18 protein-coding genes are annotated in these 21,168 nt (G+C 60.0%); 7 read left to right on the top strand and 11 right to left on the bottom strand.

Translation table 11 applies throughout. The features are described from left to right. Positions 1-11 precede the first annotated feature (11 nt). Entirely contained in the window at positions 12-731 is a 720-nt protein-coding gene (locus tag B9H00_RS02305) for an alpha/beta fold hydrolase (protein WP_157663166.1), read from the top strand. 164 nt (positions 732-895) lie between these two features. Here B9H00_RS02305 and B9H00_RS16860 read toward each other — a convergent pair whose 3' ends face one another. After that, complete coding sequence (locus B9H00_RS16860) at positions 896-1,054, bottom strand: hypothetical protein (RefSeq protein WP_169713412.1); 159 nt, start codon at positions 1,052-1,054, stop codon at positions 896-898. Positions 1,055-1,290: 236 nt separating this feature from the next. Then, a complete protein-coding gene (locus tag B9H00_RS02300) occupies positions 1,291-2,346 on the bottom strand; it encodes a C45 family autoproteolytic acyltransferase/hydolase (RefSeq protein WP_236944338.1) in 1,056 nt (351 codons plus the stop codon). A 179-nt stretch (positions 2,347-2,525) separates the two neighbouring features. On the opposite strand from B9H00_RS02300, the gene recB reads away from it, so the two are divergent. Further along, on the top strand, positions 2,526-6,353 hold the full coding sequence (recB, locus tag B9H00_RS02295; protein ID WP_157663165.1) for an exodeoxyribonuclease V subunit beta: 3,828 nt from the start codon (positions 2,526-2,528) through the stop codon (positions 6,351-6,353). A gap of 131 nt (positions 6,354-6,484) precedes the next feature. Further along, complete coding sequence (gene recD, locus B9H00_RS02290; RefSeq protein ID WP_211329550.1) at positions 6,485-8,461, top strand: exodeoxyribonuclease V subunit alpha; 1,977 nt, start codon at positions 6,485-6,487, stop codon at positions 8,459-8,461. 27 nt (positions 8,462-8,488) lie between these two features. Here recD and B9H00_RS16710 read toward each other — a convergent pair whose 3' ends face one another. Next, positions 8,489-8,632 (bottom strand): hypothetical protein, encoded by a 144-nt coding sequence (locus B9H00_RS16710; protein WP_157663164.1) that lies wholly within the window; start codon positions 8,630-8,632, stop codon positions 8,489-8,491. Between the two features lie 393 nt (positions 8,633-9,025). Here B9H00_RS16710 and B9H00_RS02285 point away from each other — a divergent pair, with 393 nt between their 5' ends. After that, positions 9,026-9,895: a RibD family protein gene (locus B9H00_RS02285; RefSeq protein ID WP_086899297.1), complete on the top strand. Its 870-nt coding sequence runs from the start codon at positions 9,026-9,028 to the stop codon at positions 9,893-9,895. A gap of 77 nt (positions 9,896-9,972) precedes the next feature. Continuing rightward, a complete protein-coding gene (locus B9H00_RS02280; protein ID WP_086899296.1) occupies positions 9,973-10,206 on the top strand; it encodes a hypothetical protein in 234 nt (77 codons plus the stop codon). A gap of 2 nt (positions 10,207-10,208) precedes the next feature. Here B9H00_RS02280 and B9H00_RS02275 read toward each other — a convergent pair whose 3' ends face one another. Genes B9H00_RS02275 through B9H00_RS02255 form a run of 5 tightly spaced genes read right to left on the bottom strand, consistent with a single transcriptional unit; the run spans position 10,209 to position 14,636 of the window. Next, positions 10,209-11,213 carry a lysylphosphatidylglycerol synthase transmembrane domain-containing protein gene (locus B9H00_RS02275; RefSeq protein WP_086899295.1) on the bottom strand — a complete coding sequence of 335 codons (1,005 nt, stop codon included), beginning with the start codon at positions 11,211-11,213 and terminating at the stop codon, positions 10,209-10,211. Then, entirely contained in the window at positions 11,210-12,127 is a 918-nt protein-coding gene (locus B9H00_RS02270) for a class I SAM-dependent methyltransferase (protein ID WP_086899294.1), read from the bottom strand. Before B9H00_RS02270 ends, B9H00_RS02275 begins: the two co-directional genes overlap by 4 nt. Before the next feature lie 15 nt (positions 12,128-12,142). Then, positions 12,143-13,234, bottom strand: a complete 1,092-nt coding sequence (locus B9H00_RS02265) for a glycosyltransferase family 4 protein (RefSeq protein ID WP_086899293.1) — start codon at positions 13,232-13,234, stop codon at positions 12,143-12,145. After that, positions 13,231-13,629, bottom strand: coding sequence for a 6-pyruvoyl trahydropterin synthase family protein (locus B9H00_RS02260; protein WP_086899292.1), 399 nt, complete (start codon positions 13,627-13,629; stop codon positions 13,231-13,233). Before B9H00_RS02260 ends, B9H00_RS02265 begins: the two co-directional genes overlap by 4 nt. A gap of 26 nt (positions 13,630-13,655) precedes the next feature. Continuing rightward, complete coding sequence (locus B9H00_RS02255) at positions 13,656-14,636, bottom strand: zinc-dependent alcohol dehydrogenase (RefSeq protein ID WP_086899291.1); 981 nt, start codon at positions 14,634-14,636, stop codon at positions 13,656-13,658. Positions 14,637-14,930: 294 nt separating this feature from the next. On the opposite strand from B9H00_RS02255, the gene B9H00_RS02250 reads away from it, so the two are divergent. Both B9H00_RS02250 and B9H00_RS02245 read left to right on the top strand, forming a co-directional pair. Beyond that, on the top strand, positions 14,931-15,668 hold the full coding sequence (locus B9H00_RS02250) for a CDP-alcohol phosphatidyltransferase family protein (RefSeq protein ID WP_086901653.1): 738 nt from the start codon (positions 14,931-14,933) through the stop codon (positions 15,666-15,668). 81 nt (positions 15,669-15,749) lie between these two features. Further along, positions 15,750-16,757, top strand: a complete 1,008-nt coding sequence (locus B9H00_RS02245) for a succinylglutamate desuccinylase/aspartoacylase family protein (RefSeq protein WP_086899290.1) — start codon at positions 15,750-15,752, stop codon at positions 16,755-16,757. A 62-nt stretch (positions 16,758-16,819) separates the two neighbouring features. Here the strand turns inward: B9H00_RS02245 and B9H00_RS02240 are convergent, their stop codons facing one another. From B9H00_RS02240 to B9H00_RS02230, 3 genes are all read right to left on the bottom strand, one after another. After that, entirely contained in the window at positions 16,820-17,797 is a 978-nt protein-coding gene (locus B9H00_RS02240) for an aldo/keto reductase (protein ID WP_086899289.1), read from the bottom strand. Between the two features lie 161 nt (positions 17,798-17,958). Beyond that, positions 17,959-18,936, bottom strand: a complete 978-nt coding sequence (gene dusA, locus B9H00_RS02235) for a tRNA dihydrouridine(20/20a) synthase DusA (protein ID WP_236944337.1) — start codon at positions 18,934-18,936, stop codon at positions 17,959-17,961. 390 nt (positions 18,937-19,326) lie between these two features. Continuing rightward, positions 19,327-21,096 (bottom strand): sensor domain-containing diguanylate cyclase, encoded by a 1,770-nt coding sequence (locus B9H00_RS02230; RefSeq protein WP_086899288.1) that lies wholly within the window; start codon positions 21,094-21,096, stop codon positions 19,327-19,329. Positions 21,097-21,168 lie beyond the last annotated feature (72 nt).

The following is a 21,168-nucleotide window of genomic DNA, read 5'->3' as shown; positions in this document are numbered from 1 at the left end:
AAGAACCGGTCATGAGAGCGACACAGAAAACCACGCTGATACTCCTGCCCGGTTGGGTGCTGGGGCCGCGCCCACTGATGCCGCTGGCCCGTGACATCGAGCGCCATGATGATGCCATTTCCGTACAGTGTGTTGCCTACCCTCGCCTGAAAAGCCGGCGTCTTGACGTATGGCTCGAGGCACTGGACGCACAGCTGCCTGACGATGTCTGGCTGGGGGGCTGGTCCATGGGCGGTATGCTGGCGGCGGCTCTGGCCGAGCGGCGCGGCGGGCGTACTCCAGGGGTGATCACGATGGGGGCCGGTGCGCGAGTGACACCGCCCATTCATGCGGGAGGGAATCTGCCGTCACCGGAGTCCTGGCCTGGCTGGTTTGATCAGGGTCGACACGATGCCTGGCACCTGGGCAAACGCCTGTTGAAGACCCTGCCTCGTGCCGGTGCGCGTCAGTCGGTCACGGCGCTGGCGCTGCTGGGGGCGATGGACCTGCGTCAAACACTGCCGCGGCTGACCATGCCGCAACTGCATCTTTACGGTGAGCAGGATTTTTTGATTCCGGCATCGGCTCGTCAGGTGGTCGCAGGACATCTTTCTCCTGCCGGGCACATGCAGCTGATACCCGAGGCCGGGCACGGTTTTGTGATCGACCAGGCGGATCAAACGGCACGAGCTATCGTGGCCTTCATGCAGGGGGCTTCCCGAGGGAGTAACAAATTAGAAGAGCCGTTGTGAACCCGGGCATCAGCGTAAAACCGTTCGTGAGCATTCAGCCCTTCATGGGTTAAAAGCTCACCGAGTCTCAAGGCAACATGACAACGCGTGATGGAAGGTCATCCATCACGCGTTCAAAAGCGAGGAGGGGCGGCGGTTAATGTCTGAAAATCAGTGCGCGCGCATCAGCGCTGCTGTCGCGGTGGAGTGCGGCCATTTTTGGTTGTGGTGTTCCTGCCCTGCTGGAAGCGGTTCCAGACCTGCTGGGCGGTCTGTTTGGCCTTGCGGCGGTTTTCCGGCTTGCGCAGCCAGTTGGCAATGAATGCTCCAATCGCGCGTTTCATGATGATCCCTCCGTGGGTGTCGGGATGTTTCCCATCCAGTCAGTATATGCGACCAGAGCCTGCAGGATTCAATATCAAGCCTGAACCACGCCTGAAGTCGCCCTCCAACGCGTCGCGTTAGCGTTCTCCGGGCTTCCTGGTGTCTTCAGGGCTCACGATAACTGTGTGCAGGCGGACACCTCGACACCGCTGTGCTGATCTGCTGCGCCATGGGCTGGCGCAGCAGGTCGGGCACTTCACAGGCTCAATGTGATGATCTCGGGATGATCGGCAGGCTTGCCCAGGCTCAGCTCGGCACGCTTTTCAGACAGGTTCATGACGATCGTGAAAAGGGTTTCCATGCGCTCGCCTTCGGGGGTGTCCGGATTTTCACGTCGATTGATTGCATCCGGCGCGCCCTGTTCATCGCTTAAATGGGCGCGTAGCGACTCAAATGAGGGTTCGCTGTCAGCAACCAGTGCCCGCAGGCGCTCGAGCCGGGTGAAGGAGTCCTCGCGTGGGAAGTCTTCAAGCCCCGGCGGCAGATGTCTGGCGATTAAATGATTGGTATGGCAGAGCCTGCCGTGGCGCGGGGTCATGGCGCTGTCGCCCATGGGAGAGACTTCGACGCCTGCCGCCTGGCCGCTACCATCGGCAATGAGAAAGTGCGCCGGGGAGGCCACGCCAACCTCGTCGATCATGTCCAGTGCATGCTCGACCCCATCACTTTCGAGTACTCGTCGCAGCATGATATGGATCGGCAGCTTCGGCTTGCAGATCTGTGAGCGCAGGGCATTGAGACATACGCCCACACCGTGCTCGTTAAAGCCGATCTTGCCGATGATGCCGGCCTCGGTGACCATCGTGATGGCCGGTTTATCCGGTGCGCGCAGGGTCATGCAGATCAGGGCATCACGCTGCGAGGCCTTCCAGTCCCAGTTCTGGGCCAGCCACTGGGCACCGCTTGTCGAGTCGCGCTGGGACAGTGCCGAGCAGCCGTCGGGCTGGATGGGGCCGCCGGCATGAGTGAGGGCGATTTCGCTGCGCGCATTGAGCACCAGCACATCCAGCGGGTCGATGTCAGCGCCCTGGGCAATGCCGGCCATTTCTTCCAGCAGTTCGGGGCAGACGTGTTCAATGGCCGCCTTGAAGCGCTCGGCTTCATAGCGCGCCGTATCCCAGTCCAGTCCGGCCATGTCCTGGAACATTCGACGATAGGTGGCAAGGCTTACGGCGATCTCCGAGGCCGCCTGTCGCCCATGTGCCTCACCGATTTCGAAATGGGTGCCTCGAACATCGATATGTTTGACCACGTCGCGCTCCTGTTGTTATCGGACCTGTTTCACCTCCAGCATGACCCTCGAAAGTCGATCCGTCGAGTATCGGCCGCACAGTCCTGCGCACCTGCGTGTGACTGCCGGTCATCAGCACAGGGTTTAACGCATGGCTTGCGACCATGGCACCCGGGGCGCGGCGATGGTGTAATGCGGTCATGACCACATCGCTTGATATCCCGACGCTGCCGCTCAACGGTCGCCGCCTGATCGAGGCCGGCGCCGGCACCGGCAAGACCTTTACCCTGGCCGCGCTCTATGTGCGGCTGGTGCTGGGCCATGGTGGTGACGCCGCTTATCCGCGTCCTCTGATGCCGCCGGAAATTCTGGTGGTCACCTTTACCGAGGCCGCCACCGAAGAGCTGCGCGATCGTATTCGCGCACGACTGCGTCAGGCCCGCGAGGTGCTTTTGGGCCGTGCCGACAGCGACGTCGTGCTGGACCGCCTGCTGGCAGACATTGCCCCGTTGGATCGCGAACGGGCCGCCTCGCGGCTCGATGCGGCAGCGCGCGTGATGGATGACGCGGCCATCTTCACCATCCATGGCTTTTGCCAGCGCATGCTCAAGCGCCACGCCTTTGACAGCGGAGCGCTGTTTGCCAGTGAGCTGGTGCCGGACAGCAGTGCTCTGTTCAAGTCTCTGGTGGAAGATTACTGGCGCCGTCAGTTTTATCGACAGTCCACGGCGCGTCAGCGGTTGCTGGCGCAATGGTGGGAGACCCCCGATCAGCTGCGTCAGGAGATCAGCCTGTTACTCCATGGTGGGCGCCCCCGGGCGCTGATGCTGGGGGAGACGCTGATTCATGCCCCCGCAACCCTGGAGGGCGCGCTGGATCGGCTGGATCAGGGGCTGGCCCAGCGCGATGCCCAACTGACGCGACTACGTGCGCTGTGGCAGGCCGAAAGTGATGATATTACGGCGCTGCTGCGAGAGGCCATCGAGGGTGGGGCGCTCAAGGCCAACATGTTCAAACCGTTGGATCTGGCGGCGCGTCTTGAGACCTTGCGGCAATGGATGACGGGCGAGCAGGAGACGCCGGACGAGACGCTTCGGGATTCGAAAGGGCGGCTGTGGTGTTCGCGCGAGCGCCTGGAGGATGGCGTCAAAAAAAATCACGCCCCACCAGCGCATGCCTTTTTCGAGGCGCTCTCGCAGTTTGAGCGGCTGGTAGAAGACCAGCGCGACCAGCAGGCTACTGTGCGCGCACAGGTACTGGCCCATGCTCGGGATGCGCTGGCGCAGTCGCTGAGTCAGGAAAAGCGCCGGCGCGGCATGTGGGATTTTGATGATCTGCTCAATAGCCTTGATGATGCGCTGGCGGGACCGGCCGGCCCGCGACTGGCCGAGCGCATTCGACGCAACCTGCCGGTGGCGATGATCGATGAGTTTCAGGATACCGACCCGGTCCAGTACCGCATCTTTTCCACCATCTATGCACGGCCGCAGCAGACGACGGAACTGGCGCTGGGGGAAGATGAGTCGTTCGGGGCAGATTCATCGATGATGGACGCCTCCGAGGTGCCGGCTGCGCTTTTGATGATCGGCGACCCACGCCAGGCCATTTACGGATTTCGCGGCGCCGATATCGAGACCTATCTGCAGGCGCGTCGCCATGTGAATCAACGCTATACGCTGGATCGCAACTTTCGCTCGACGCAGGCCATGGTCAGCGCCGTCAATCAGCTCTTTGCAACCGAGGCACCTTTCCAGCTCGAAGAGATTCCCTATGAGCCGGTCACGGCCCAGGGACGCAATGAAGTCTTTATCGAGGCCGGCCAGCCGGTCGATGCCCTGACCTTCTGGCACATGGACGACCAGACGTCGGTCAAGCGCGATGACTATCTCGAGACCATGGCGACGGCCACCTGTGCCGACATTACCCGGCTGCTGTGGGGGGCTCGACGTGGCGAGACCGGTTTTCGCAGCCATGATGGGACCTTCAGGCCGCTCAAGCCTGCCGATATCGCCATTCTGGTGCGTACCGGCAGTGAGGCCATGCGGGTACGTCAAAAGCTTCTGGAGGGCGGCGTTCGCTCGGTTTATCTGAGCCAGAAAACGTCGGTGTTCGAGTCTCGCGAAGCGTTTCATTTACTGCAGCTGCTGGAGGCCTGTGCTCACCCGCGTGATGACCGTTCCCTGCGCGCGGCGCTGGCCACACGACTCATGAGCGATTCGTTGTCGGAGGTGGCGCGACTGGAGGCCGACGAGCTGGCCTGGGAGGCGATGGTAGAGCGCTTTGATGGCTACCATCGCCTCTGGCAGCGTCAGGGCGTGCTGCCGATGCTGCGTGTGATCATGCGCGATTTCGACGTGCCGGCACGGCTTCTGGCGCAGTCCGACGGTGAGCGGGCGCTAACCGATGTGCTGCATCTGGGCGAGCTGGCACAAACGGCCAGTGCGCAGCTCGATGGGGAGCAGGCACTGCTGCGCTGGTGGCATCAGTCGCTGGCCGGCCGCTTTGATAGTGGCATGGACCCGCAGTCCCTGATTCTGCGGCTTGAAAGTGACGATACCCTGGTGCGGGTTATCACCATCCACAAGTCCAAGGGACTTGAATATCCGCTCGTTTATCTGCCCTTCATTGCCGATTACCGTGAAGTGGACAGCAAAAGTAAAACGTTGATGTTAAGCGATGACACCCATGGTGCCTCGCTGGTCATGCAGGTCAACGATGAGCAGCGCGCCAGGGCTGATCGCGCGCGTCGGCAGGAGGATCTGCGGCTTTTGTATGTGGCGCTGACGCGGGCGCGCTATCTGTGCCGCCTAGGGATCGGGCCGATTTACAAGGGGGCCGCGCGCAAGGACACCCCGAGTGGTGCCACGACGCTGGCCGGAGCCGCGCTCGGCGCGCTGCTGTGTCAGCACGGTCACCATGCGTCACTGGACACGGACAGCCTGAAGGCAGTGCTGGGCTCACTGGAAAGCCCGGGCAGTATCGCTCTGATCGCACCACCAACGCTGACGGGGAAGTCAGCCCTGGCGCCGCAGGCGTCATCGCAGGCAGGTCGGGCACGTCGATTTGAAGGGCGCATTGATCGGGACTGGTGGGTGGCGTCCTATACCGCTCTGGTGGAGGGCGCTCGCCAGCCGGGCGATCTGACCGGTCAGGCGCGTGAAGCGATGCTGGAGGATCAGATACCCATGCTTGATCTGGAAGTGCTGACGGAAACCAGCCCCATTCCCTTGCCACCGGTACGGCGTCTGCTCGATTTTCCACGTGGTCCGCGGGCGGGCACCTTTCTGCACGCGCTGCTGGAAAACATTGAACCCGACCGTCTGGGCGAGCTTGCCACCCCGGGATCGAGCTATTGGGAAGCGCTTCATCGACTGATTCGTCAGCGCGTGCAGCGTGGCAACCTGGACCCGCACTGGATAGAGGTCCTGCACGACTGGTGCTGTGCAGTGCTGACAGCGCCGCTGCATCCGTCCCTGCCAGGGTTGTCGCTTGAACGGCTCGATGGCTGGCGCACCGAGCTTGAGTTCTGGCTGCCGGCCCGCGGCATCAGTAGCCGGCGGCTGGATGCGCTGATTTGCCAACACGAACCGCTGCCGGGCATCCGCGCGGAACTCGCCCCCAGAACGCTGGCCGGAATGCTCAAGGGCTATATCGATCTGGTGATCGAACACGATGGATGCTTTTACGTGCTCGACTGGAAGTCCAACCATCTGGGGGACACGCTTGAGGCCTATGATCAGGCCGCCATGGTGGCTTCGGTAGTATCGCATCGCTATGACGTGCAGTACGTCATCTACACCCTCGCGCTGCATCGCCATCTCAGGAGCCGGTTGCCGGATTACGACTATGATCGCCACCTTGGTGGGGTGCTCTATCTCTTCTTGCGCGGCATGACGGCGGAAGGTGGTCGAGGCGTGTTGTATCGAAAGCCGGCCCGTGAACTGATCGAGCAGCTTGATCACCTGCTGGCTCAGGGCGAGCGCACGCATTCTGAAACACAAGCCGTCGATTCAGGAGCACTGTCATGACGCGCCGACGCCAGGGCCCTGATAGCGGGCAATTCTCACTTTTTGATGAGCCATCGGACATACCTGAGCCATCAGCCGTGACCAGGGCCCCGACCAAGCGGGATAAGACTGACTCATCAGAGGTTCCGCACGTGCCACTCCGGTCGCCTTCAAAAAGCGCGATCGATGCGCCCTTTATTCTCGGGCAGCTTGAGCGCTGGGTTGAGGTAGGGTGGCTGCGTCCACTGGATGCCCATCTGGCCCGATTTGTGCTCAGTCGTGAACCACAGGGTGATCCGCTGGTCATGCTGAGTGCCGCACTGGTCAGCCATCAGCTCGGTCGTGGGCATATCTGCCTGGATCTCGAGCATGCGCTGCGCGAGCCCGATGCGGTGCTCTCCCTGCCGCCCCATGACGAGCAGGCATCAGGTGAGGCCGCAGAGATCGTGACACCCGCTACGCTGCTGGCCGATATGGGCATTTTGCATGTGGCGTCATGGTGCGCACGCCTGCAGGCGTCCAGCGTGCTGGGTCAGGGCGTGAGTGATGAGAGTGCTCGGCCGCTGGTACTGGAAGGTCGAAGGCTTTATCTGCGCCGTTTCTGGCAGCATGAGGGCAGTGTTGTGGCGCGGCTTCAGCGATTGATGGCCGGCGCCGGCACCGTCAGTGACGAGATGATGGCGCGTCTGGACGTTCTCTTCGAAGGTGCTAATGAGCCCTCGGCGCCTGACTGGCAGAAGGTGGCTTGCGCCATGGCCCTGCGCAATCGCCTGACCGTGATTTCCGGGGGACCCGGCACCGGCAAGACGACCACGGTGACACGGCTTCTGGCGCTGCTGCAGGAGAGTGCGTTGAGCGAGCAGGGACGGCCATTGATCGTACATCTGGCCGCGCCGACCGGCAAGGCGGCGGCGCGCCTGTCACAGTCACTGGCAGGTGCGGTCGCGGCGCTGGACGTTTCTGATGCGGTACGAGCTTCCCTGCCCAGAGAAGCCACCACCCTGCATCGCCTGCTGGGGGTGCAGCGTGACAGTCGTCACTTCCGACACGATAGTGATCATCCGCTGGCGCTTGATGTGCTGGTCGTTGATGAGGCCTCGATGGTGGATCTGGAGCTGATGTCGTCACTGCTGGCGGCGTTGCCTGCGCACGCGCGGCTGATCCTGCTGGGAGATCGTGATCAGCTGGCCTCGGTCGAGGCTGGTGCCGTACTTGGGGATCTTTGTGATGGCGCCGAGCAGGGACAATGCAGCGATTCAGCGCGCCGGCTGATGGAGCGAGCGGCGGGCCAGGCCCTGCCGGTATCCGTCACATCACCCAGCGTGCTGGCCGATCATGTGGTCGTGCTCAAAAAAAGCTACCGCTTTCATGAGCACTCGGGCATCGGGGCACTGGCGCGCGCCGTTAATGGCGGCCGTCCGGAAGAGATCCGACGGTGCTGGAAGGCCGGCTATGAGGACATCGATTTTCAGCTGGTCAGGGAACATGGCGGAACACTGATCCGCCGCGCCGTCAGCGGCTACCGGGAGGCGCTCAGAGCCATGGCAAAAGGGTCCGGCCCGGAAGAGGTGTTACACCTTTTCTCTCGTTTTCAGGTGCTTTGTGCCCTTCGTCGTGGTCCATGGGGCGTCGAAGGACTCAATGACGCCATTGTTGAAGCGCTTTTTCGGGAGAAGCTGGTGGACGGTACGCGCGGCTGGTATGCCGGTCGACCGGTAATGGTGACCCGCAATGACCCTCAGCTCGGGTTGTACAATGGTGATATTGGCATTGCGATGTTCATGCCCGAAGATGAGTCCCTCTCAAGTCAGGTCACAAAAAAGCTGCGAGTATTCTTCCCGCATGCGTCGGGACAGGGCGTGCGCGCCGTATTGCCTGGCAGGCTGGGAGGCGTGGATACGGCGTTTGCCATGACGGTGCACAAATCGCAGGGATCGGAGTTTGACCGCGTCCTGTTGGTACTGCCGGATCGTCCGAATCCGATCATGACCAGAGAGCTGGTGTATACCGGCATTACCCGCGCTAAATCGCACTGTTTGATCATGACAGCCTTTGCTGGTGCGATCGAAAGTGCCGCATTGCGCCAGACGTGGCGGGCCTCCGGAGTGGGGGAGCGTCTTGAAGCGTGAATATGGAAAAGCAGCAACCGAAGATCTTTAGTGCTGGCAAAGACGGCTCAGGAGCCGGTCGCGTACCACAACCGGACAGGTTGCCAGATAGCGGCAAAGCAGTTCTCGGGGCAGGGCGTTCATATCGGCCAGGCGAGTGTTATGAACTCGCAGATAGTCACTTGCAGACATGACAACATCTCCTCTATCGATGATCGGCATGTACTGATGGCGGCACGTTGCCATGTGGTGGCTTGAGCGGCCATACAAGGGTTTAAATTCTTGTACATTATCGGTACAAGGCAGTGCGTTCTGCCAGTCAAAGCTCATGAATTTTCACAATCGTAAAATGCAGAATTCTTGCACACTGTTCGTTAAAGTCCCGTATTCGAGGCTTTCGGGTCATGAGGCCGTCATTTTCATGACGGTTTTCAGGACGCGATATTATTTCCTTAAAACTTGTACAATGTTGTGCTTATGAGTGCATGCCATGCATCAATGGTATTGCCTTCAAGAGGCAGGGGCGGCCAGGGGCTGCCATTGCCATGAATCTGATCAGCAATGCACCGGGGTGACAGAATACCTATGCCAGCAGCGACGCTTTCCAGAGCACAGGCCTGGGAACATGTATTGCGCGCCCGTCGTTTTGATTGGCAGGGTGGCCACTTTTATCAGCACGATTCGATGTCAATAACGGCGAGTGGCACGTGGCACTGTAGCGCCGCTGTGGACGCTGATGCCTCGCAGTTGCTCGACATCATGCTGCCGCTGGCGGCCCGAGCCGGAGGACTGGTCATGGCGCAGCTGGGGCAGAGCCTTGATGGGCGTATTGCCACGGAGTGCGGGGCGTCATACTACGTGACGGGGCATGAAGGGCTGGTGCATCTGCATGCGCTGCGGGCCGTGGTCGATGCCGTGGTGGTCGGGGCGGGCACCGTGGCCATGGATGACCCACGCCTCACCGTTCGTCACGTTGCCGGCGAGCATCCGGTACGGGTGGTGCTGGACCCGCGGGGGCGGGTTCCCGAGCGTCGTTTTGTCTTTGAAGACGATAGCGCCAGAACCCTGCATCTGGTCGGGCACGAGCATGTGGCGCGCTGGCGTGCCAGTCATGAGCAGCATGGGCATGATGTCAGCGTGATGGGGCTTGAATCAGGAGAGAATGGTGTCGAGCCGCGCGCGGTGATCGAGCTTCTGAATCAACAGGCATTGACGCGCGTGCTGGTAGAAGGCGGTGGCATGACCGTGTCGAGGTTTTTACAGAAGGGGTGTCTTGACCGTCTGCACAGTATGATCACGCCGATGATCATCGGCTCGGGCAGGCCTACGTTGACGCTGCCGGTCATTGAGTGCCTGAGCCAGGCAATACGGCCGTCTGCGCGTCACTTTACGCTGGGAGAAGACGTTCTTTTTGATCTGGAATTTACAACTGTTTCACAAATAGACATTAATTAACCGTTCTTTTTAAAGGCTTCAATCTCAAAATCTCTGGGAAAATACCAGCGTCCCCTGCTATTGAACGGAGCCTGAGAATGAGCGTAAAAGGGTTGGTATCGCTGCTGTTTTGTGTGTTGCTGGTGTCCTCCGGCATCTGGTTGACAATGGACCAGGCAAGTCAGGAGCGGCAGTGGAACCTCAAAAGGGATGCGGCCAACGGCGTTGTTCCAGGCGAACTCCCGGGAGATGAAGTCGACGCCAGTGTTGCCGACAACCAGACCGGTGACAACAAGGATCAGGACACCGGCATCGTCAGCATGCTGCCCTGAAACTAACCCGGGATTTGTCGAGGGCGTGTATGGCGTCCCATGAGAAGTACTACGGCACCCGGCAGACTCGACAGCAGTATCACAGCGCCATAGGTGACCGAGATGGCCACCCCCTGCTGGGCAGAAAACCCGGCCAGCATCCAGATCAGCGCTGCCGCACTCTCCCTGATTCCCCACCCGGCTACCGACAATGGGATGGCCATCGCCATAAGCACCGGCGGTGTCAGCGCCAGCAGCGTGGTCGTCGACAACGGCTCTCCCAGTGCTCTGGCACAGCAGACAAACACCAGCATGTAGCTCAGGACAATGGCCAGCGAGCCGAGCAGCTGGCGCAGCCATAGATGTCGATTCCAAAGCCCGCGTCGTAGATCCCGCCGCAACGCACCCAGCCATTTTGGCGGGTGACGACAGACCCATAACCCTGCCAGCAGCAACACCGCCAGCGTGATGTAAAACAGGGCATAAGGCACATCGGTATGGGTATCCAGCATCAGGTTGGCCTGGCTGAATCGCTCGACCAGTCCATGACGCAGCGGCGTAAAGGCCAGCAGTGTGGTGACGGCGACCAGTAGCAGGGCTGCCTGCCCCGATGCGCGTTCGATAATGACCGCTCGCAGCGCGGCACCATAGGATACATCCCGAATACCATGACGCCAGGCGCGCCCCAGATCCCCTGTCATGCCCCCCGGCAGAATCTGATTGAGAAAGGTCGAGAGGTAGTACTCACTGATGGCGGTGGGCAGTGACAGGGACATTCCCATGTGTGAGGCCGTCAGACGCCATCGCCAGGCCGATAGCATGATCTGCGGCACCGAGATCAAAAGCGCCAGGCTCAGCCATCCCAGCGAAAGATCGCTCAGTCGTGTTCGCAGGGCATTAACATCCACCAGCCAGACAACACTTCCCAGAATGCACAGGGTAAGCGTCCAGCGCAGTACTGGAGAGGTCAGTAGACGTCGGAAACCCTGCCTGCCGGGCGACACTTGCCGAGGCTGTTGTACCGTCATGGTGCCTCGAGGGCGCCGGCGACAGCGAACAGATCAGTATGTCCGACCGTGATCTCGATACGACCCTGCGCAATATGCTGTTGGCGGTGTTGGTGCCAGTCCATCAGGACCTCACGCTGGTCAGGGGCCTGCTCCAGCGCGGCTTCCAGCCAGCCCTGCACGAGCGCCTGCGCCAGGCGCGCCTGATCGGGGTCGCGACAGTCCAGCTGCCAGGGCGCCTGCGCTATGGTGACCTGATAGCCGGCTTTCTCCAAAAGCGATCGGGCCACCTCGGGCGCCTGGGTGCCCAGCGCACCGTTGAATCCCTTGTCACGCTGCTGGTGAAGGCAGATCAACCGCTGGACCTGCTGATCCATCGCTTCCAGTCCGCTGTCGCTCTCATGCTGATCATGATCGATCAAGGCGTTTTCGCCGTTGATGCTCATGGCCAGCCAGATGGCACATTGATGTGACGCGCATCGATGGATCAGGGTTTCAAGCCAGGGCTCGGAGACCAGGTCAAGCAGGGCAGAGGCGGTGACAATCGTGGTGTCTGCCAGCATGTCGTTGGTCAGTGCCCGCTCCAGATCAGAGAGATCGCGCTGAAGACACTGCAGCTCGTCAATATGTTGATGGCATCGATGGCCATCATTTTTGGCATGGGCCAGCAGGGTTGCGTCCTGATCCATCATGACCCAGTGCTGATGTGGCGGGAGCCGAGGCGCGAGATAGCGCAGGTTGTTGCCACTGCCGCAGCCCAGATCCATAAGCCTTAACGTCTTCCGCAGCGGTTGCGACGCCAGCCAGTGACGACAGGTCTCTTTCAGCGACTGAGTATCACGAGCACGATGATCGGCTGGCTCACGCAGAGCGAGCCATGACGAACTGAAATCGCTGTGGGCAGCCATGCCGTTATCAGGCGGTGGTTGGGTCATCGGCAGTGACTCCGCTCAAGAGGCCGGGGTGGCATGCAATCGATTCAGGCAGCCCAGAAACTGCTCGGCAGCGCCCGGCCAGTCATTAAGCGTCTGGCGCGCCTCGAGGGCGCCCTGGCGCAGGGACCGGTACTGCGCGCTGCGGGTACCGTTATTGTCAAACAGGAGCGATCGCAGGGCATCGCGCAGGGCAGGGGCATCGTCAGGCGGCACATGAATGCCGGCACTGGCGGGTAGCGTGTCTGCCAGCGCACCGCCGGTGGTCGTGATGACCGGCAGGCCATGGGCCAGCGCCTCGGTAATGACCATGCCGTAACCTTCGTAGAAGGAGGGCAAGACAAACAGATCGCTTTGCTGCCAGTGCGCTTCCAGCGTTTCGGGGGGCAGGGCGCCGTGTAACGTGACGCGCTGTTCAAGCTGATGCTCGGTGATCAGCTCACGAAGCCGCTCGGTATAGCGTTCGTCGCGAGTCTTATCGCCGATCAAATCACAGTGCCAGTCGTGTGTCTTGAGATCGGCCAGGGCCTCAAGCAGCAGGTGCTGGCCCTTGCGCGGAATCAGGGTGGCGATACAGAGCAGCCGTGGTGTGTTGTTATCTGCCGCGGCTACCGGTACCGGCGTGATGCCGGGCTCGATGACGCTGATGCGGGCTTCCTCGACCCCCAGCTCGATCAGGCGCCGCCGGGTAAAGGTGCTGGTGACGATAATGCCGGTAGCCGACTGGAGCGCCTGACACTCCAGTGCCAACAGTGTCTCGCGCTGATGATCACTCAGGCCGGTTTCATCGCCCAGCGGATGATGAATGAGCGCCACCAGCGTCAGGCGGCGGGCGTGCACCGCCAATATTTCGGGCATGGCGCTGGCGGCCAGACCATCGACCACTACCAGGCTGCGATCGGTACAGCCGCCCAGTGCGCGCTGAAGCGATTCGCGGGCAATATCATCCGGCCATGGGAAGCGCCCATCCAGACCGATGACCTCGACGGCAATGTCTGACTCGCGCAACGCCTCGACAATGCGTCTGTCGTAGATATAGCCGCCGGTGAGCTGATCCGGTCGACCGGCAACGATCAGGGGCAGACGACGAACGGAAGATGTGGCTGTCATAGCGACCCTTCGTAGCTGGCCCAGGCGATGTGGGATTCATGCAGGGTCACGCTCAACGCCGTCAGCCCCTTGCCGGTCTCACCAAGTTGGTCGGCCTCGATCGAGGCGGCCATGCGATCAAAGATGACCCGGGCCATGAATTCGGTGGTGGTATTGCGCCCCTTGAACTCCTCGATCTCGTCGAGGTTTTGCATGTTGATATCGCTTAAAACGTCCGATAGCGTCTGACTGGCCAGACCGATGTCCACGATCAGATCATCCTGATCCAGATCCGGTCGCTTGAAGGTGACATCCACGATATAGGTGGCGCCGTGGAGTTTCTGGGCCGGGCCAAAGATCTGGCCGTTAAAGCTGTGGGCGATCATGACGTGATCGCGAACGGTAAGGCTATACATGGCAATACTCCAGAAAGGGGGCGATATCAAAAACGGTAGCGAATGCGGTGACACAGGGCGCCGGCCTGCGTGGTGATCCGCGCCATGGTCTCGGGCAGGTCTTCAAAGGCGCTTTCGGCATCAATGAGCGCGTCGAGTCGATCATCTTCCAGCAGCGATAGCGCCTGCATCATACGCTCACCATGGGTGCGTCGCGCTGCCCGGGCCGGTGACACGGTACCGACCTGACTGGCTCGCAGCGTCAGTCGCCGCGAGTGGAACGCCTCGCCCAGCGGCAGGCTGACCGTTTGTGCGCCAAACCAGCTCATCTCGATAATGCAGGCTTCCTGCCCGGCAAGCGACAGGGCCTGTTGCAGTCCGGCCGGGCTGCCGCTGGCATGAATGACCAGATCGCATTCGCCGCGGGCGCTGGCAGGCGTTGAAAAATCGATATCCAGAGCCCGGGCCAGTGATTCACGGGAACTGTCGATATCAATTAATTCGACCCGGGTGCCCGGAATGTTGCGACAAAGCCAGGCGATGAGCGTGCCCACAACGCCGGCACCAATGACGGCAATACGATCACCGATGCGGGGTGCGGCGTCCCAGAGGCCGTTAAGCGCGGTTTCCATGTTGGCGGCCAGTACGGCACGCTCGGGCGGCAGTGTCTCGGGCAGCGCCAGGGCCATGAATGCCGGGACAACGTAACGCTCCTGATGAGGATGCAGGCAAAACACGTGGCGCCCTACGAGCGTCTCGGGCCCTTGCTCAACCACACCCACATTCGAGTAGCCGTATTTGACCGGTGCCGGAAAGTCTCCCTGCTGGAAAGGCGCGCGCATGCGCGCGTATTCACTCTCCGGGACCCGGCCGTGAAAGACCAGTGTCTCGGTGCCGCGGCTAATGGCGCTATAGCAGGTGCGCACCTGAACCTCTTCCGGTCCGGGCGCTGCCAGAGGCTGGGTTCGTATCGATCCCTGGCCGGGGGCGTCAACCCAGAAGGCGCGGGTGGTATTTTCCGAGCTCATTCATGACCTTGTACGTTATGAAAAGGGGCGGCGTGCTGTCACAAGTGCGCCGGACAGTATAGACACTGTCCATGGATTCGCCGTGTCATGTAAAGCTTAAGCCCACAGGCTTTTGTCGAACCTTCCACGTTACAAATGGTGATCAGACGCTATTCTGATAACACGGTTTATCATATCGGTGCGCAGTTTTACTGCTGTATGATGACCTTCTGATGAAGTTTTAATGCTTTTCTCGGGGTCGCATGAATCGTGATCGATCAGGAGTATCTGCCGACCGGGAAGGAGGGCTCGGACATGAGTGAACAACGCATCGTTGTACGCCAGCCCATGTGGCCTGCATCCAGCGTGCTCATGGAGCTTCTGGCCGGTGGCATCGGCCTGATGTTGCTGGTGGCGTTGCTGCATCTTGTCTGCGGGGCGCCGACACTGCTGTATCCGGTCGCAGGCGGCGTGTATCTGGCGCTGTCAGGGATTATCGTGCACGGCTGGCCGGAGGGGCAGCAACGCTTTGGGTGGGCCAATCGCGTCACCCTGATGCGAGCGATACTGATCGTCCTGCTTACGGCCATGCTACCGTTGCCGGCGTTTATCAACGAACATCACCTGATGGTGTTTGCCACCGCCCTGACCGCGCTGGCGCTTGATGGCGTTGATGGCTGGGTGGCACGCCGCTCTCATACCGAAAGCCGATTTGGCGCGCGGCTGGATATGGAGCTGGATGCCTTTTTCATTCTCATGCTGTGTTTGATGCTGGTCATCCAGGGCAAGGCAGGGGCCTGGATCATGGCCATCGGTGCCATGCGCTACGCTTTTGTGGCGGCCGCCCGGGTCTGGCACTGGCTCGACGAAGAGTTGCCGGTCAGCTATCGACGCAAGACGATCTGTGTCTGGCAGGTCAGCACTCTGATGACGTGTCTGCTGCCCTGGGTGACAACGCCCTGGTCGAATCTGGCACTGGCACTGTCGCTGCTGCTCCTGATGATCTCCTTTGCCATGGACACCGTGTATCTTTACCGGCGGGCTGCCGTTTGAGCGGACTGTATTTTCAACGCTCGCCGCCGATAAAAATCCGGTTCGCCACGACTTTTTTGACACGCCTTGATGAGTATTCGTATGGCCCGTGATGCCTTTTTACTGGCGGGGGAGAAAGTGCTTCCCGGTCAGCGTCGCCAGATCGATGTGCCGGTTGCCCGTCTTTATACCCACACCCCGCTCAATATCCCGGTCGAGGTGGTTCATGGCCGTCGGGATGGCCCGGTCATGCTGGTGTGCGGTGCCATTCATGGCGACGAAATCAACGGAGTGGAGATCGTCCGTCGAGTGCTCAAGACGCGCTCTCTTACACGACTGCGCGGGACGCTGATTGCCGTCCCGATCGTCAATGTGTTCGGCTTCGTACAGCACAGTCGCTATCTGCCGGATCGCCGGGATCTGAATCGCTGCTTTCCGGGCAGCGAATCGGGCTCTCTGGGCTCGCGCATCGCGGCGCTTTTTCGCGAGCAGGTGGTGGATCTGGCCACACACATTCTGGATCTGCATACCGGCGCCATTCATCGGACCAATCTGCCTCAGATTCGTGCTCAGCTTGAGCGCAACGAACAGACCCGGGCGATGGCCGATGCCTTCGGCGCGCCGGTCATTCTCAATGCCGAGCTGCGTGGTGGCAGTCTGCGTGAATACGCCGAGCGCCGTGGTATCCCGGTGTTGACCTATGAGGCCGGAGAGGCGCTGCGCTTTGATGACTGGGCGATCAGTGCCGGCGTGCGTGGTGTGCTGCGGGTCATGCGCTTGCTGGACATGCTGCCGGTGGGGCGTGGCAGCAAGATACCGGCGTCCGAAGTGGCGCGCAGTTCGAGCTGGGCCCGTGCGCCCATCGACGGCGTATTGCGTCCACGCGTTCGGCTGGGAGCGCGTGTGGTCAAGGGTGAGCGGCTGGGCATTGTGGCAGGGCCCTTTGGCAACGAAGAAGGGGATGTGCTGTCGTCCAGCGACGGCATTGTGATTGGCATGAGCAACCTGCCACTGGTCAATGAGGGGGAGGCGGTCTTTCACATCGCCCGTTTTCATGAACTGGAAGACGCCGAGCATGCCGTGGAGGCGTGGCAGGCGCGCGTTGAGTAGCTAACGCAGGACAGGAAAAAGGCCCTGACGCAACGGCGTCAGGGCCTGCCATGCAACGGAAGTCAGGCAGCGCCGGGAATGGGCGCATCCATTGATACCAGACCTTCACTCCAGAGCGTTTGCCACAGGGCGCTGGGGATATCCGTGGTCATCAGCGCCTGATTCTCGGCAATGCGCTCCGGTCGTGTGGTCCCCGGAATCACGGACGCCACGACACGCGGGGCAGCACTGAACTGCAGTGCAACGGCGCGAACATCGACCCCGAAACGGTCACAGACATCTCGCAGTCGTCGAGTGCGCTCCCGCACCTCGCTGGAAGCCTGTCTGTAATCATAGTGATCACCGCCGGCCAGAATGCCGGAGTTGTAGGCGCCGCCGATGACCAGACGCGCACCACGGCGATCGCATTCCGGCAGCAGGGTTTCCAGCGCGCCTTCGTGGTCGAGCAGCGAATAGCGACCGGCAAGCAGGAAGCCGTCAGGGTCGGATTTTTCAAGCGCGCGCGTACAGGCTTCCACTCGGTTGACGCCCAGCCCCCAAGCACGAATCACGCCTTCCTCGCGTAGCCGGGTCAGCGCGCGTGCCGCCCCGTTCATGGCCTGATCATGCACCTCTTCCCAGTGTTCGCCGTGAGCATCGGCGGCGCAGTCATGGATCCAGGCGATATCAATGCGATCCATATTCAGGCGTTCGAGACTCTCCTCGATGGAGCGCAGGGTCGCGGACTCTGAGTAGTCGTACACCACCCGATTGGTACGACCGTGGGCAAAAATGCCCTGCTTTGATTCCTGCTCGTCAAGAATCAGCCGCCCCACCTTGGTAGACACTACATACGTGCCCCGGGGTTCGTCGGCCAGCGCTTCTCCCAGACGCATTTCCGACAGCCCCGCACCGTACTGCGGTGCCGTGTCGAAATAGCGAATACCGGCATCCCAGGCCGTGCGCAGCGTCTCGATGGCGCGAGCGTCCGGTACTTCCTCAAACATGTTGCCCAGAGGAGCCGTGCCCAGCCCCATTTTGCCTGGCAATTCAAAACGCATATCGCCTCCTTGACGGTCATGATGTGTTCGGATTGAACCCGAAGGGTGCGCCAAGTATGGCCAGGTAGGCCAAAACAACAACCTGGAGATGGTCATGCTTCCTGAACCGGCATGAGCCGGCCCAGGAAAGGAGAGGGGAGCCGCTGGCGTTTGATCAGCATTCAGTCGGGCATGTGGGCCGGCAACGCTTGTGCGGCATCAATATCGTTGACCAGTTCGAGCGCCTGATCGAACACCTCGATACCGGCATCAGGGCGATGAGCCGTCTCGGAAAGATAGCGGCGAAAACGTCGTCCGCCGCGGCAGCCCGTAAACAGACCGAGAAGATGGCGTGTGATGTGATTGAGCCGCACGCCCGACTCAAGACGCGAGATCAGATAGGGCCGAAAGGCCTGCATGGCATCGTGTCTTGTCGGCGGTCGGGTATTTTCGCCGAAGATATCGCGGTCGACATGGGCCAGTAGAAACGGGTTCTGATAGGCCTCGCGGCCGACCATGACGCTGTCGACATGTTCGAGCTCTCGCTGGCAATCGCTGATGGTCTTGAGCCCACCGTTAATGCCGATGTGAAGCTCGGGATGCGCGGCCTTGAGCCGGTGCACTCGCGGATAGTTCAGTGGCGGCACGTCCCGGTTCTGTTTGGGAGACAGCCCCTCAAGCCAGGCCTTGCGAGCATGAACGGTAAAGGTCGTGCAGCCAGCGGCGGCGACAGTATCGATAAAACGCGCCAGATCCTCATCCTCGTCCTGATCATCGATCCCGATGCGGCACTTGACCGTGACCGGAATCGAGACGGCCGCCTGCATGGCCGCCACGCAGCGGGCAACCAGTTCGGGATGGCCCATCAGGCAGGCGCCGATCATGTTGTTCTGAACGCGATCACTCGGACAACCAACATTGAGATTGACCTCCTGATAGCCCCAGCTTTCTGCAATGGCGGCACACTCGGCCAGCGCGACCGGGTCGCTGCCGCCCAGTTGGAGGGCCAGCGGATACTCAAGGGCATCATGACCAAGAAAGCGTTCGCGGGGCGTGCCATGCAAAATGGCACCAGTGGTTACCATCTCGGTATAGAGCAGGGCACGTTTGGTCAGCGTTCTTGCGAAAGCGCGCTGATCGCGTGGCGTCCAGTCCATCATGGGGGCTATCGAAAACCGGCGGGCCTGGTCTGCGAGGCTAACTTTAGAGATATCAGTCACTTGAGAAATCCGATTGATCGTGTCTCGTCTCGTTTAGTCCCACTAAAAACCGTCTGAAATCCTCGGTGATGTAACAATACTGCACCCGTACGAAAAGCCGAGGGATAGCAAAAAAGGGAGGACGACAGTCGCAACATTATTTTAAAAGTGGGGGACGAGTTGATGCGCCATTGTACGAAAGAAGGGGCATTCTGCCCAGACACGCCCCTTTTCCACAAAAGCCTGACTCGGGTATGGAAAAGTCAGGTCAAAAAGTGGCCTTGAGAAGCGTGACCGCTATCGCACAACGCGTTTCGATACTGGTTTATTGAAGAAACGGCCACGATGCATTCAGCGTTGCGAACACAATATGCTCAGCGTCTCTTCTAGGGGCATCGGCCGGTAAAAAAAGTACCCCTGGCCGACATTGCAATTGAGTGCTTCGAGGTGGTCCGCTACCACCGCATCTTCTATACCTTCAGCTACCACTTCAAAGCCCAGTCCCTGCAGCATCTGAATCAGATGAGCGGCAATCTTTAATCCGTCAGGATCCTTGTGGATGTTGGTAATCAGGCTTTTGTCGAGCTTGATGACCTGTGCGGGTATGCGCCGCAGATACTTGAGGTTGCTATAGCCGCTGCCAAAGTCATCCAGTGCGATTCGAATGCCGTGACTTCTCAGGGTGTCAAGTGTGTTGACGGCCAGAGGATTGTTGAGCAATTCCTCGGTTTCGAGGCATTCAATTTCAATCAGGGCCGGGCTGATCTCACGCTCGGTGAGTATTTTTGAGACGCGCCCTGCAAACTGATCGTCGATCAGATTGGTGGTGGTGACGTTGATGGAAACGGGGAGGTGTATATTCAGCGTTTCAAAACGCTTTATGGCCTTTGCAACTTCTCGAATGACCCAGAGTGTCAGAGGGTTGATCAAGGTGGTTTGACTGATCAGAGGAATGAAATCCGATGGGGGCACCTCTCCCAGCCGTGGATGATGCCACCGCAGCAGCGCTTCAAATCCCACTATCTGACGTGCTTTTAAACAGACCCTGGGTTGATACACTAGGTAAAGCTGATGGTCGCTTTTCAAGGCATCACCGAGGCCGTTGGCAAGCTCAAGCTGTCTTCTTTGCGCCTTGTCGAAGTCGGTTCGATAGGGCATGACGGGTTCGTTGTGGGTCAGTGCGTCATATAACGCGCAGAAAGATCTTCGAAAGGCCGTTTTGGCTCTGGTCGTGGCCGGATCAAAATCGTGATAGCCCACTCTGACTTCCAGCCTGACCGGTAGCCGGGTACGAAATGCCTTCTTTATCCGCTTGTTAAAATCCTGCAGCGCATCGAAAACCTGCTGTTTCTCTGACTGGGGGACCAGTATGGCCATGCGAGAAAGCATCACGGAATAGAGTTTCAGTCCTGGAGGCAGTGAGATTCTCAGCAGGTTGGCGACCTTGTAGGAAATGTGCTCAACCGCATCAATGCCGAAGCCACGAGCCAAGTCGTAGTAATAGCCCTGACGTGCTGTTTCCAGAAGAATCAGGGTATGCGGCTTGTCGCTTCGCGTATTGAGATCCGTGAGATCCTTCATGAGTCGCTGACGATTGGGCAGCAGCGTCACCGGGTCGATAAAGCCGACATTGTTACTGGTTTCAAGGATGCCACTGGCAATATCGGCGAAGGATTTGAGCAGATCACCTTCCTTGTCGCTCAGCTGCCGTGGCTGATAATCAATGATGCAGACCCCTCCTACAAGATGGCCATCTGCGGTTGTCAGCGGCGCGCCTGCGTAGAACCTGATATGAGGGTCGGAGGTGACCAGTGGGTTGTTCCTGAACTCACTATCGAGCGTGGCATCTTCGACGACCACCAGGTCATTGCGCTCAATGGTCCTCTGGCAAAAGGAGACATCCCTTGCGGTTTCATCCGGTCCGAAGTTGCATTTCGCCTTGAGCCATTGACGGTCAGACCCCACCAGTGTCACCAGTGAGGTGGGGGTATGCAGCAGTTGAGCGATGACATTGGTCAGTTTATCGAGAAGATGATTGGCGCCCAGTCGTGACAGTCGAAACGCTTCCAGCTCGGCCAGTCTTTGCCTTTCACTGGCGCTCAGGTTTTGTTCAAGGCTCATGTGGCGTTCCGCAGGCAGATTCGGGGCTATACGCCAATCATGCTATGACGATTTGCCTGTTCCAATACTTTG

This window comes from Kushneria marisflavi (assembly GCF_002157205.1).
Taxonomy (GTDB): domain Bacteria; phylum Pseudomonadota; class Gammaproteobacteria; order Pseudomonadales; family Halomonadaceae; genus Kushneria; species Kushneria marisflavi.
Note: the sequence above shows the minus strand (reverse complement) of the source record. Positions and strands in the feature narration are given on the sequence as shown.